The organism is Pedobacter sp. V48, from assembly GCF_000523515.1.
Classification (GTDB): Bacteria; Bacteroidota; Bacteroidia; order Sphingobacteriales; family Sphingobacteriaceae; genus Pedobacter.
In genome coordinates this window covers 212,326-225,380 of the sequence record NZ_AWRU01000006.1, presented here as the reverse complement: position 1 = coordinate 225,380, position 13,055 = coordinate 212,326, and the positions used below count along the sequence as shown (strand labels likewise).

Here is a 13,055-nt window from a genome sequence, read left to right as displayed (position 1 = left end):
TTATCCTTGAGTATTGATCCCCATTTTATCAGCAAAATGCGCACAGTAATCACGCAAATCTTCCACTATAAGTGTTTCTCCGGTAGCTTTTAAAAAACTATCACCCATAGTTTGCAACGTTTCATAAAAAAAACGCTTCATCTCATCAACAGGCATGTCTTTAGTCCAAAGATCAATGCGCATTGAGTTCTTATAGTTGTGATCCCACAATGCCAGCATCATAGACTTAACCGGAACTTGTTCCTGAGTTTGTGCATCTGTAGATTCCCAAAGGATATTATCAGGGACATTATTATCGTCTAACTGAACGGTGATTTTAATTTCTGCTTGCTTCATTAACTTATACTAGCTTTTATTATAAATATTAAAATGATGATGAAAATAATTAACACGCCTTCTACAACCCATAGTTTCTTTAGGTTTAAAATAAACCTTCTAAAAATTTGATCTGATATGAAAGCAACAATTGCGGTCAAAAAGCTAAACCCAATAAGGATTCCCGTAATATCCACATATTTGGGATTCCCCTCTTCTTTCTTATTTATCAGCAACATGATGGCAATAACCAGGCAGATGGCTGAAACAATATTAAGCGGGGTCAGTTTTACTTTCAATGTCTTTAACTATTTTTTGAATTTCTTCTTTTTCCATGCAGGCTGCTTATTTGTTTTATTTCTTGCAGCAGCTGCAATGGCGACAGCATGTTTTTTCTCGTGGAAAGCACCTTTAAAATCAGGATCTTCTTTACGCTTTTGATCGTCAATTGCACGATTTATAGCCTGTTTCTCCTCATAAGGGGTTTCTTCCACAAAAACTTCGGCTGGCAAAGGTACAACAGGAATTTCTTGTCTTATTAATTTTTGTATTTTCTCAATGTAATATTTTTCGGCTGGTGTACAGAAAGTAAGCGCATCTCCTTTTGAATATGCTCTTCCGGTGCGACCAATTCTATGCACATAATCCTCAATGATAATTGGAACATCAAAGTTAATCACATGGCTTACTTCCGAAACGTCAATACCACGCGATGCAACGTCAGTTGCTACCAATACCCTGATATTCCCTTCTTTAAAATTATTTATAGAATTAATCCTTGTGTTCTGGCCTTTATTTGCATGAATTACCCTAACCGCCTCTGGCCCAAACCTCCGCTCAATGAAACTAAAAATGTTGTCCGCTACTGTTTTGGTTTTACAGAAAATGATCAGTCTTTTAAACTCCTCATCATTTTTCATTAAGTGTTGCAGCAGGTTAATCTTGGTTTTAAAGTTTGGCACTTCGTACAAGGTTTGAGTAACCGTCGCAGCTGGAGTAGCTTGCTCTGCCACCTCAATTAACGTTGGGTGTTTTAAAAAGTCGCCCGCAATCTTTTGTACAAGATTACTCATCGTAGCCGAGAACAAAAGGTTCTGTCTTTTACGAGGTACAATCTCCAAAATCCTATGAATAGAGCCAATAAAACCCATATCCATCATTTTATCTGCCTCATCTAGCACCAAAAACTTTATGTATTGGGTATTGATATGACCGGCTAAATAAATATCTAAAAATCTTCCTGGCGTAGCCACAATAATATCAACACCGGCTTTAATCTGTTCGATCTGAGTTTTAGGCCCTAGTCCTCCATAAACCACAACAGTACGCAGATCGGTATATTTAGAGAAAATCTGGATATGCTCAGTAATTTGCATCGCCAACTCTCTTGTTGGGGCTAATATTAATGCACGTGCAGAGTCTCCCTGTGCATATTTCAATTGCATTAGAATAGGCAAAACATAAGCAGCAGTTTTACCTGTTCCAGTTTCGGCAATACCGAAAATATCCTGACCAGACAATACAGGGGCTATTGCTTTTTCTTGTATAGGAGTAGCAACAGTAAAGCCTGCATCAGCTACAGCATTTAAAATCTGTCGATTTAGGTTAAACTCTTCGAAATTCTTGGCCATTCGGCAAAAGTAGTCAAAATTTATTTCCTAGCCTTTGTATTTAACCACCACGTCATCCTGAATTTATTTCAGGACCTTTAAAGAGAAAGGAGGCATTGCAGGTGCGAGGTGCTGAAATAAATTCAGGATGACATAAGCTGAAAAGAATATTTTATTTAAGTTTGACACCATGAATACCATACTTATAAAAGCTGCTTCAATTGTAAATGAAGGCCAAATAGTAGTCGCCGACGTACTCATAAAGGCTGGGTTTATTGAAAAAATTGCACTAAACATTGATGAACCTGCAGATCAGGAAATCAATGCGGAAGGATTACATCTTTTCCCGGGAATGATTGATGACCAGGTACATTTTAGGGAACCTGGCCTTACAGACAAGGCAGATATCTTTTCTGAAAGTATGGCTGCAGTAGCAGGTGGCATTACTTCTTTTATGGAAATGCCCAATACCATTCCCAATACACTAACGCAACAATTACTTGCAGATAAGTATCAGATTGCGGCTGAAATGTCTCTTGCCAACTACTCTTTCTTTATGGGTGCATCAAATACCAATATTGAAGAAGTACTAAAAACAGATCCTAAAAACGTTTGTGGGATTAAAGTTTTCATGGGTTCATCAACCGGCAATATGCTGGTCGACAATGAAAAGGTATTAGAAAATATCTTCAAAGAGGCACCAATGTTAGTGGCAACTCACTGCGAAGATGAGCAAACCATAAGAGCCAATATGGCCTTATTTAAGGAAAAGTACGGCGAGAATATAACCATTGACATGCACCCTCTTATCAGAAGTGCAGAGGCCTGTTATATTTCTTCATCAATGGCCATAGAGCTTGCTAAGAAACACGGAACCCGCCTACATATTTTACACATATCAACCGCCAAAGAAATTGCATTGTTCGACAACATAACTCCTTTAAAAGATAAAAAAATCACTGCAGAGGCCTGTATTCATCATCTTTGGTTTGATGACAGGGACTATGCTACCAAAGGAAACTGGATAAAATGGAATCCTGCTGTAAAAACAGCAGAAGATAAGGAGGCTATTTTAAAAGGAGTACTAGACAATCATTTAGATATTATAGCGACAGATCATGCTCCGCATACCATAGCAGAAAAGGAACAACCTTACCTGAAAGCCCCTTCCGGTGGACCATTGGTGCAGCATGCCTTACCTGCTTTATTTGAAATGTACCATCAAAAAAAGATCACTTTAGAAAAGATTGCCGAAAAAACTGCGCATAATGTAGCTATTTGTTTCAATATCGACAGAAGAGGATTTATTAGAGAAGGGTATTGGGCAGATTTGGTATTGGTGAACCTGAATGATCCATTTAAAGTGACCCGACAAAATGTGCTTTATAAATGTGGTTGGTCTCCTTTTGAAGATCAAACATTCCAAGCCGAAGTAACACACACCTTTGTATCGGGCAATCTTGCCTATCAAAAAGGACGATTTACAACAAGAGAAAACGGAAAAAGATTAACCTTTAACAGGTAATGAATGCAGCTTATAAACCTGAAATACGAAAATTTGTTATCCTCTTATCTCTTTCAGTAATTGTTTTTTTAACTGGCTTTTTCAGCCGGTTCGTTGAAAACATTTATTCAGAAGGGCTTTATCAGGTCAGTTCTGTTATTCAGCGCTTTATAAGCTCATTAGTTCCCTTTGCACTTGGCGACTTTCTTTACCTGCTGCTCATACTTTTTGTAATCAGAAGCTTATTTCTGTTCTATAAAAGGGTAATCCAAAAATCATTAAAAAAAGCAGATCGGGTAAAAGTGCCCCTACAGGTAATTAACTTTATTCTTATTCTTTATTTGATTTTTAAAATCCTTTGGGGCCTAAACTATTCGCGCCCTTCAGTTTCTAAACAACTGGGCATCAACGATGAAAAATACAATACACCTGAGCTGGTTTTACTTGGTAAGTTTTTCATCAATAAACTGAACCATCTCCAAAAAGTAAAGAAAACAAGATATAACATTAAGGAATTAGAAATTAGGGCTAAAGCTGGTTATGATAAGATGGAACAAAGAAATTCCATTTTCAAATACCGTAGCCCTGCGGTAAAACCTGTATTAAATAGCTGGATAGTTACAAAAATTGGCATCGAAGGATATTATAATCCACTCTCTGGAGAGGCAAATGTAAATATGAGATTACCGGCTATAGCCCTACCCTTTGTTACCTGTCACGAAATAGCCCATCAGCTGGGCATTGGTCGCGAAGATGAAGCAAACCTTATTGGTTATCTTGTAGCCGCAAATAGTGCCGATCCAAATTTTCAATATTCCGCCTCCTATGCGATGTTAAAAAGCATACTGTTCGAGATCAGAATCAAGTCTCAGGAAGATTATGATGCTTTGTATGCTACCATTAATCCTGGCACTATACAAGACTTTAAAAACGACCGTGATTTTTGGCGCAAGTACAATAGCGAGATGTTTGGATATATGGATGTTGCTTTCGATAGATTTCTAAAACTAAACAACCAGGATAAGGGAACAAACAGCTATCAGGATATTGTGCTTTGGCTCTATAACATTCATAAAAAGGAACTTGCCCCATAAAAATTAGTGGTTCAGTTAAAATAATTCTTTAGAGATTACGTGTTTCAAAGACCTCATATTAAAGAACTTACATCTCGAATCTTAGAACAAAGAAAGCACATTCAAGTAGTAATGGGTCCACGTCAGGTAGGAAAAACTACATTAGTTAATCAAATAACTAAACAAATAAACATCCCATCCTATTTCGTTTCTGCCGATGCGGTAGCATTTTCTGATAAAGCATGGTTATCTCAACAGTGGGAAGTTGCACGACAACGAATGGCTGTTAATACATCTTCAGAATTTTTACTTATTATAGATGAGATTCAGAAAATAAATAACTGGAGTGAAACCGTAAAATTGTTATGGGATACTGACACAAGAGAAAATAGACCGCTAAAAGTAATTTTATTAGGTTCGTCAAGGTTACTCCAACAACAAGGCCTCACAGAATCACTTGCCGGTCGATTCGAAACCACCTATATGTCCCACTGGTCCTATACAGAAATGAATAGAGCCTTTAACTGGACACTTAATCAATATATCTGGTTTGGAGGCTATCCCGGATCAGGAAATATTATTCAAAATGAAGAACGATGGAAAAACTATATTAATCAATCGCTCATAGAAACAAGCATTTCCAAAGATATTTTGATGCTCACACGCGTTGATAAACCTACACTGATGAGAAGGCTATTTGAACTCGGATGTTTGTACTCCGGGCAAATTCTGTCATTCACAAAGATACTAGGCCAACTACAAGATGCAGGCAATACGGTAACATTATCGCATTACCTTGAACTGCTTGATACTGCCGGTCTATTAGGTGGAATTGAAAAATATGCTGCCGATATAATTAGAAAACGTTCTTCGAGTCCTAAATTCCAGGTTCACAATACTGCATTAATTAGCGCACAGCGTAATGAGCTATTTGATGAAGTCAGGCAAGACCCAAAAGAATGGGGTAGAATGGCAGAATCTGCCGTAGGAGCTCATTTAGTTAATTCGGCACTCACCGAAGGCTTTAAAGTATATTATTGGCGCGAGCGCAACAACGAGGTAGACTTTGTACTGGAGCGTAGGGGAAAAGTAATTGGACTTGAAGTAAAAAGTGGTCACGATTCAAGTATTTCCGGCTTAAACGAATTCCAAAAACAGTTCAATCCTGAGAAGATATTGCGCATTGGAAAAAGCGGACTGAGCATAGAAGATTTTTTGAAACTTAATCCTGTCTCTTTGTTTTAACCTCCTGGCAGAACAAGTTAATTGTCATCATCTGAAAAACATTACAACCTTAAAACAAAAAAACAGCTAAACATTCCTAAATTTGCCGGACTATGGCAAAAATATCCATCAACCTGGCAACAGGCTCATTTCAGCAAGAAGAAATCATCGTTGGAATCGATTTAGGGACAACAAATAGTTTGGTTGCCTTTATCGATCCAGATAAGAACCCTAAAGTGATAAACGATACTGGTAAGGGTTTACTGGTTCCTTCTATTGTACATTTCAATGCGCAAGGAGATGCTTTGGTTGGAAATGAAGCCAAAGAATTTTTAATTACAGATCCTTCAAACACCATATTTTCCGTTAAGCGCTTACTGGGCAGGTCATACAAAGATGTAGCTAGTCATCAGGATACTTTCTCTTATAGAATAATTGATGATGAGAACGATTCCCTGGTTAAAATTAAAGCCGGCGATAAGTTTTATACACCAATTGAATTATCGGCTGAAATACTAAAAGAGCTCAAGGCCAGGGCGGAGCACGCACTTAAAACTCCCGTAAACAGAGCGGTAATAACCGTTCCTGCGTATTTCAACGACAGTCAGCGACAAGCAACCCGCGATGCAGGGAAACTGGCTGGGCTCGATGTTTTAAGGATTGTGAACGAGCCAACGGCAGCTAGTTTGGCTTATGGGCTTGGGCTGGATCCTACTCAACAAAAAACAATAGCCGTTTATGACCTGGGTGGAGGTACTTTTGATGTCTCTGTACTTTCTATTCAAAACGGGATATTTGAAGTTTTATCAACTAATGGCAATACCTTTTTAGGTGGCGACGATTTTGATCGTGCCATCGTTCATTACTGGATAGACAAAAACAAACTGAACAAAGAAGACCTTGCTGCAGATTCAGGTTTAATGCAAGCTTTAAGGTTAAAAGCAGAAGAAGCTAAAAAAGCTTTAACTACTCAAAATCTATTTAATGAAAAGCTTGGCGAAATCTGGTGCTCAATAGATAAACAAACTTTTGAACAACTAATTGCACCTAAAGTTCAGGAAACCATAAACTCGTGTAAACAGGCCTTAATTGATGCTAAATTAACCATCGAAAATATTGATGAGGTAGTTTTAGTTGGCGGGTCCACACGTACTCCTTATGTGAAAAAACAAGTTGCGGATTTCTTTGACCGTGCCCCACACGATCAGATTAACCCTGATGAGGTAGTTGCTCTAGGAGCAGCCATACAAGCCGATATCCTTGCCGGAAACAGGTCAGACATCCTTTTATTAGACGTAACTCCTTTATCACTAGGGATTGAAACTATGGGTGGCTTAATGGATGTCATTATTCCAAGAAATGCAAAAGTTCCTACAAAGGCAGGCAGGCAATACACTACTTCAGTTGACGGACAAGTAAACATGAAAATATCTGTATTCCAGGGGGAACGTGACCTTGTTCAGGAAAACAGAAAATTAGCAGAATTTGACCTTAAGGGAATCCCATCTATGCCGGCTGGGCTACCAAAAGTAGACATCAACTTCCTTTTAAACGCCGATGGGATTTTAACGGTACAAGCGGTAGAATTACGCTCCGGTGTAAAACAGGAAATAGACATCACTCCTAGTTACGGTCTAACCGATGAAACTGTCGAAAAAATGTTGATCGACAGCATTACTCATGCAAAAAGTGATGTAGAACAAAGGATGCTGATTGAAGCCAGAAGTGAAGGCGAACAATTGGTTTACACGGCCGAACGTTTTATCGAAAAACATGGAACTTTCCTTACCGCAGATGAAATCGAAAGCACCAACATTCATATCCTGGCACTCAAAGAAGCACTTGCCAAAGCAGAGAAAGATGAAATCCTTAAGAAAGCCGACCAATTAAATGAATTTACACGCCCATTTGCCGAGAGGGTTATGGACGTGGCTGTTTCTTCAGCCATGAAGGGAAAAAGCATCGATAAATAACCGCCTTAAAGGTTTCTTTATAGAGTTTTACGGAAATGGAATATATTTTTATTTCCGTAACGCTTATTGCGGCGACTATTCTGTTCAGCTCGTGTGGGTCCCTTACTCAAATGACAATTAACCACCTGACCGCTTTCACGCCCTGTCCCGGCATCAATAGGTTCTACAAAGCGAACATAAACTATGTTTGCACCATTCAGTTCCAGATAAACGTCGATACACAGTACTGCAGAAGCACGGGCTGTTTCTGCTACCCGGCATGGGTTGATGCGGGTCAACCCTGCTACTAATCTACTCTTTTACTTCTTTCTTTTTAAACTTAGATCTTAAAGCTGCAAATATTGCAGGGAAAAAAGTAACAACAGCAATCACTACAATTACGATATCAAAGTTCTTTTTAACCACTGGAATTTGTCCCAATAAGTATCCTGCCATAAGTAAACTGGTTATCCAGGCCACCCCTCCGATAACATTAAAAAGAGTAAATCTTCCAAACGGCATTTTTGCCACACCCGCAACGAATGGAGCTATTGTCCTGAAAATAGGCAGGAAGCGACTAAAAATAATGGCTTTACCGCCATGCTTTTCAAAAAACATATGCGACTGGTTATAATATTCAAGTTTTAGTATTCTGTTGTTCTCTTTAAACACCCGGACACCAAAATAGCTACCCAATTTATAATTTAAGGAATTACCCAATATAGCTGCCACAATTAAGAGGATCAGCATCACCCAAATACTCAAACCCGTATTTTCTCCGGCAATTAAAGTTCCCATGGCGAACAGTAAGGAATCACCAGGTAAAAAGGGAGTAACTACAAAACCTGTTTCGGCAAAAATGATTAAAAAAAGAATGGCATAAGTCCAATTCTGATAATCTCTGATGATCTCCTCCAAATGTTTATCAATATGAAGAAGAAAGTCTATTAAAAAAGTGAAAAATTCCAAGTTTTATAAATTAAGCCCAAAAATAAAAATATCATGCTTATTACCATGATATTTTTAAACTTAGAAATGTCATTTAATTAATTAGTGTGCGATAACGTGTCCTGTAAGTTCTGTTGCGGTCACTCCATCAACCCAGATGGTATAATTTTTATTTGCTTGCAAATTCGGATCAAGTTCAACCGAAGCAGGTGAATCTACGATATCTGCAACAAATTTAAATTTGGTGCCTGGATCTAAATCGATATAAGACGATGAACTTTTAAAAGGTATTTTTTCTACGATTTTAGTTGTTCCAGATAAAACTGAAATGGTATTAAGTAATAAATAATTTAAATTAATAAATCTTACCTTGGCCTTACCTGCAACCGCTGATGGCTTCATATCATCATTGATAATAGTAGCCATATGCAATTCCTCCTGAGTGCTTTGACTCTTCGATTCGGTATAATAAAAAACCGTTGCATTAACACCAATTGGAACACCTACAACTTGCGTAGCCGCATTAGCTGTTTCCGAACTTACATTACCAAAAGCAAACTGACTATTTCCCGAAGTAACAGTAATATAGCCACTGGATGCACCATAAGGAATAGGAACAGAATTTTTCTTACTTCCATTCAAATAAAACTCCTGCGGGCTTGACCCTCTCACCGCGTTAACAGCATTAATATATGCGTCTCCAACAGGTTCTGGTTTGGGTTCTTTAAAACAAGAGCTCAGCAGTACAACACCCAGAGTTAAGCATAAAAAGAATGATTTTTTCATAGTAGTATTATTAAAATTACACTAAACAACGATGACCTGGTCAAAACCAAGCCACCACAAATATTTAAATAAGTATTAATTATAATTATTCAACATTACCGGCATAACCAGCATTAAAACATCTTCATTCTCATCATTAGTCTGTGGAATTAACAATCCAGCGCGATTTGGGGTAGAAAGCTCCAATGTAACTTCCTCTCCACTCAAATTGCTTAACATTTCGATTAAGAAACGTGCGTTAAATCCTATTTCCAGATCTTCTCCTTCGTACTGGCAACTTAAACGCTCATGCGCTTCATTCGCAAAATCTAAATCCTCAGAAGAAATATTTAATTCACTTCCATTGATTTTTAACCTTACCTGATGAGTGGTTTTGTTAGCAAAAATAACTACCCTGCGTAGTGTATTCAAAAACAAAGCTCTGTCAATCACTAATTTATTCGGGTTATTAGCCGGTATTACCGCCTCATAATCTGGATAACGCTCATCAATCAAACGACAAACCAGGTTTATATTCTCAAATTTAAAGAAAGCGCTTGTTGCGTTATAATCAACAGAAACATTCACATCTGTTGATGGTAATGCTGCTTTCAATAAAGTTAAAGCTTTTTTAGGAAGAATAAAAGAAGATGTTTTATCTGCTTTACTATCCATACGTCTGTACCTCACCAACTTATGTGCATCGGTTGCTACAAAAGTGATGTGTTCTTCAGACAATTGACAAAAAACGCCAGTCATGGCCGGTCTTAACTCATCATTACTTACTGCAAAAATAGTTTTAGTAATGGCCTCAGTCAATACAGATGCAGGTAAGTTTACAGATGATGCATTTTCAACAACCGGTATTTTTGGAAAATCATCTCCATTTTCACCACTCAGTTTATATTTACCATCTCCTGCACTAATCTCAATAGAGAATGATGCATCGTCAATATTAAAAGAAATAGGTTGATCTGGTAAAGTCTTTAAGGTATCTAACAGTATTCTTGCCGGCACAGCTACTTTACCGCCTTCTTTAGATTCAACAGCCAAAGAAGTGGTCATGCTGGTTTGTAAGTCCGTTGCAGATATCGTTAAATTTCCGTCTTTAATTTCAAATAAGAAATTTTCCAGTATAGGCAAAACAGTACTGCTGCTTGATGCACCATTTACTGTTTGCAAATGTTTTAATAACGTTGATGTGGATACAATAAATCTCATAGTATGATCTTGTCAGTTCTCAAAAATATAAAAATTACCTTGCATACTTATGTTTGCGGTAATAATGTTGAAAAATTGCGAACGATATTAACAATAGTAAAGGAAAAACAACATTGATAAGCTGCCATTGTAGCTTTTCGGTACGTAAACGTACCTTATCCAACAACCTGATCTTAACTTCTTTATTGCGCAAAGAGATCAAATTATCATCATTAGATAAAAAGTCGGCAATATTTAATAACAATGCCTTATTTCCATAGTTTCTTTCCGTATATCTGTCAAAACCCAACGGAAAAACAGATCCGTCTCTGGCACTGATCTGATTTTTAAAGACATCTCCATCCCCAATCACTATCATTTTTGTAGGCTTACTCTCTGCAGTTACACCATATTGTTCAGTAATTCCGGTGGGAATGGGCCTGTTTAAAAATACAGATTGAAATTTACCCTCCAATAGCACACCCACAGTTCGCTGAACGCTGGCATACTCTCGCGGATCCGGCTGTTCAGCAACCATTTGCAACGAAAGCATCTTTGGTGTAGGATGCACTTTATTATAAGCTGAGCTTTGTAAAATCACTTTTTTGCTAATTCCTTTCACCCCGATAGTATCAACAGTACTAACAAACTCACTTCTTACTCCATCAATATTTTTTACTAGGCTATTTGCTGTGTCAGGCATCAGGATTGGATAAAACACCCAGGGTGCCATTTGAATCTGCCCCTGCTGTCCACCCATACTTAAAGGAATTTCAGCACAATTAGCGTCAGCTATAAGATCATAGTTAACCCTTGCGCCATATATAAACAGCATATCATCAAGATTCAGTTTTTTGTTAAAAGCCAGTTGCTCTCCTGCCCCTCTTAAACTATCTAAACTGGCGCTCACCTGATCTATACTCCAAACTACCCTACCGCCGTTCATTACAAAATAGTTGATCTTATATTTTTCGACTTCAGTAAATTCCTTTTCAGGTTTTGCAATTATCAATAGCTTTAGTTTATCTAAGCCGGCCTTATCAATTTGGTTGAGGTTTACCCTACCAACATCATAGCTATCCGACAAACTTTTTATCGCATCATTCAACAGCAAATCAGAAAGTTCACCATTTCCTTCCGTAAAGCCAATTCTTGGATGCTGTCCGCTCAATACCTTTTGAATGGCTGATGTAAAGACATATTCCAGATTTTGGATAGAATTATTGATATTTTCTTCGTAATTACCTGATGCATCCAGGTTTTGCAGCAATTTTAAGGCTAACTGATTCCCATTCCCTTCAACCATTGCCATTGGAAATATGGTTTTCTGTGCAAATCCATTGTCGTTCTTAATATTTAAAGTAGTAGGCTCTATTCCTACCTGATATAAGTGATTCATAACTGTATCCTGCTCGGCTGCAGACAGCCCGGATATCGGATCCACAAATTCAATGGTAATATCAGTACCTGCATAGGCTTTGTAGTCGGTTAGCAGATCTTTTGTAGCATTCTTCAACCGCTTAAAAGCTGACGGTAAATCGCCCTCTAGAAAAACAGTAATTGTTATTGGCTTTCTAGCTTCTTTTAAAATCGTTTTAGATTTTGGCGTTAACGTAAAACGTTTCTCTTTTGTAAAGTCTATCCGGGTATAAACGTACTGTGCTGCCATATTTAGCAACACCAGTCCTGCCAAAAGAACAAGAAATCCGATACTTTTGCTGCTCTTTAACTTTACCATTTTCTACCTCCTATTACCAGCTTGGTAATTCCCAAAAAGAACAATACAAAACTGACAAAATAAACAAGATCACGAGTATCCAAAACGCCTCTGCTTATAGATTGATAGTGCTCATTTACACTTAATCCTAAAAAAATAGTTTCCAGGTACCTCATCGCAAAAATCTTGCTCAGTGCATCAAAACCGCTGTACGCTACAAAGCAGATAAATACTGCAACTGCGAAGGCAATAACCTGGTTTTTAGTGATGGATGAAGCAAATATCCCAATACCAGTAAAAGCGCTTCCTAGCAGCAATAAACCCAAATACGAACCAATTACCGCACCAGTATCAATATTCCCGGCTGGCAAACCCAGCTTATAAATAGAGTAATAATAAATTAGTGTGGGTATTAATGAAAATAAAACCAATACCAAACATGCAAAATACTTTGCCAGAATAATTTGCCAATCTGTTAATGGCCTGGATGCCAATAGAACATAAGTACCTTCTCTCCTTTCTTCAGCAAACGAACGCATGGTAATTGCAGGAATCAAAAACATGAATAGGAATGGTACCAGACTAAAGAACCCAGTGAGTTCAGCATATCCATACTCCAGTATCGAGGTATCCGGAAAAAACCAAAGCAGCAAACCTGAGGTTAGTAAAAACACACCAATGGTAATATAAGCCATTAATGAATTTAACAAACTGAATAATTCCCTTTTAAAAACTGCGTACATTCAT

At 37.8% G+C, this 13,055-nt stretch carries 12 protein-coding genes; 4 read left to right on the top strand and 8 right to left on the bottom strand.

Annotated elements, in window-relative coordinates; genetic code table 11:
* Positions 1–336: a gliding motility protein GldC gene (gene gldC, locus N824_RS06205; protein ID WP_048904276.1), complete on the bottom strand. Its 336-nt coding sequence runs from the start codon at positions 334–336 to the stop codon at positions 1–3.
* A 287-nt stretch (positions 337–623) separates the two neighbouring features.
* Complete coding sequence (locus tag N824_RS06195; RefSeq protein ID WP_048904274.1) at positions 624–1,946, bottom strand: DEAD/DEAH box helicase; 1,323 nt, start codon at positions 1,944–1,946, stop codon at positions 624–626.
* 169 nt (positions 1,947–2,115) lie between these two features.
* Between N824_RS06195 and N824_RS06190 the strand changes: the two genes are divergently transcribed.
* The 4 genes from N824_RS06190 (at position 2,116) to dnaK (ending at position 7,699) form a co-directional block, all read left to right on the top strand.
* Positions 2,116–3,450, top strand: a complete 1,335-nt coding sequence (locus tag N824_RS06190; protein ID WP_048904273.1) for a dihydroorotase — start codon at positions 2,116–2,118, stop codon at positions 3,448–3,450.
* Positions 3,450–4,523, top strand: a complete 1,074-nt coding sequence (locus tag N824_RS06185; RefSeq protein WP_048904272.1) for a DUF3810 domain-containing protein — start codon at positions 3,450–3,452, stop codon at positions 4,521–4,523. Before N824_RS06190 ends, N824_RS06185 begins: the two co-directional genes overlap by 1 nt.
* Positions 4,524–4,562: 39 nt before the next feature.
* Positions 4,563–5,747 (top strand): ATP-binding protein, encoded by a 1,185-nt coding sequence (locus N824_RS06180; RefSeq protein ID WP_048904271.1) that lies wholly within the window; start codon positions 4,563–4,565, stop codon positions 5,745–5,747.
* A gap of 92 nt (positions 5,748–5,839) precedes the next feature.
* Complete coding sequence (dnaK, locus tag N824_RS06175; RefSeq protein ID WP_048904270.1) at positions 5,840–7,699, top strand: molecular chaperone DnaK; 1,860 nt, start codon at positions 5,840–5,842, stop codon at positions 7,697–7,699.
* 17 nt (positions 7,700–7,716) lie between these two features.
* Here dnaK and N824_RS30065 read toward each other — a convergent pair whose 3' ends face one another.
* The 6 genes from N824_RS30065 to gldF form a co-directional block, all read right to left on the bottom strand.
* Positions 7,717–7,977 (bottom strand): hypothetical protein, encoded by a 261-nt coding sequence (locus N824_RS30065; RefSeq protein ID WP_152542000.1) that lies wholly within the window; start codon positions 7,975–7,977, stop codon positions 7,717–7,719.
* A 13-nt stretch (positions 7,978–7,990) separates the two neighbouring features.
* Positions 7,991–8,647 carry a DedA family protein gene (locus tag N824_RS06170; RefSeq protein ID WP_048904269.1) on the bottom strand — a complete coding sequence of 219 codons (657 nt, stop codon included), beginning with the start codon at positions 8,645–8,647 and terminating at the stop codon, positions 7,991–7,993.
* 81 nt (positions 8,648–8,728) lie between these two features.
* Positions 8,729–9,412, bottom strand: coding sequence for a DUF4397 domain-containing protein (locus tag N824_RS06165; protein ID WP_048904268.1), 684 nt, complete (start codon positions 9,410–9,412; stop codon positions 8,729–8,731).
* Positions 9,413–9,487: 75 nt separating this feature from the next.
* A complete protein-coding gene (dnaN, locus tag N824_RS06160) occupies positions 9,488–10,612 on the bottom strand; it encodes a DNA polymerase III subunit beta (RefSeq protein ID WP_048904267.1) in 1,125 nt (374 codons plus the stop codon).
* Positions 10,613–10,646: 34 nt separating this feature from the next.
* Positions 10,647–12,329 carry a gliding motility-associated ABC transporter substrate-binding protein GldG gene (gene gldG / locus N824_RS06155; protein ID WP_048904266.1) on the bottom strand — a complete coding sequence of 561 codons (1,683 nt, stop codon included), beginning with the start codon at positions 12,327–12,329 and terminating at the stop codon, positions 10,647–10,649.
* Positions 12,323–13,051, bottom strand: a complete 729-nt coding sequence (gldF, locus tag N824_RS06150) for a gliding motility-associated ABC transporter permease subunit GldF (protein WP_048904265.1) — start codon at positions 13,049–13,051, stop codon at positions 12,323–12,325. Before gldF ends, gldG begins: the two co-directional genes overlap by 7 nt.
* Positions 13,052–13,055: the final 4 nt, after the last annotated feature.

Excerpts from the sequence above, each read along its gene's own strand:
- gldG (WP_048904266.1), bottom strand. The coding sequence starts at position 12,329 with ATGGTAAAGTTAAAGAGCAGCAAAAGTATCGGATTTCTTGTTCTTTTG.
- N824_RS06165 (WP_048904268.1), bottom strand. The coding sequence starts at position 9,412 with ATGAAAAAATCATTCTTTTTATGCTTAACTCTGGGTGTTGTACTGCTG.
- N824_RS06190 (WP_048904273.1), top strand. The coding sequence starts at position 2,116 with ATGAATACCATACTTATAAAAGCTGCTTCAATTGTAAATGAAGGCCAA.
- gldC (WP_048904276.1), bottom strand. The coding sequence starts at position 336 with ATGAAGCAAGCAGAAATTAAAATCACCGTTCAGTTAGACGATAATAAT.
- dnaN (WP_048904267.1), bottom strand. The coding sequence starts at position 10,612 with ATGAGATTTATTGTATCCACATCAACGTTATTAAAACATTTGCAAACA.
- N824_RS06195 (WP_048904274.1), bottom strand. The coding sequence starts at position 1,946 with ATGGCCAAGAATTTCGAAGAGTTTAACCTAAATCGACAGATTTTAAAT.
- gldF (WP_048904265.1), bottom strand. The coding sequence starts at position 13,051 with ATGTACGCAGTTTTTAAAAGGGAATTATTCAGTTTGTTAAATTCATTA.
- N824_RS06185 (WP_048904272.1), top strand. The coding sequence starts at position 3,450 with ATGAATGCAGCTTATAAACCTGAAATACGAAAATTTGTTATCCTCTTA.
- dnaK (WP_048904270.1), top strand. The coding sequence starts at position 5,840 with ATGGCAAAAATATCCATCAACCTGGCAACAGGCTCATTTCAGCAAGAA.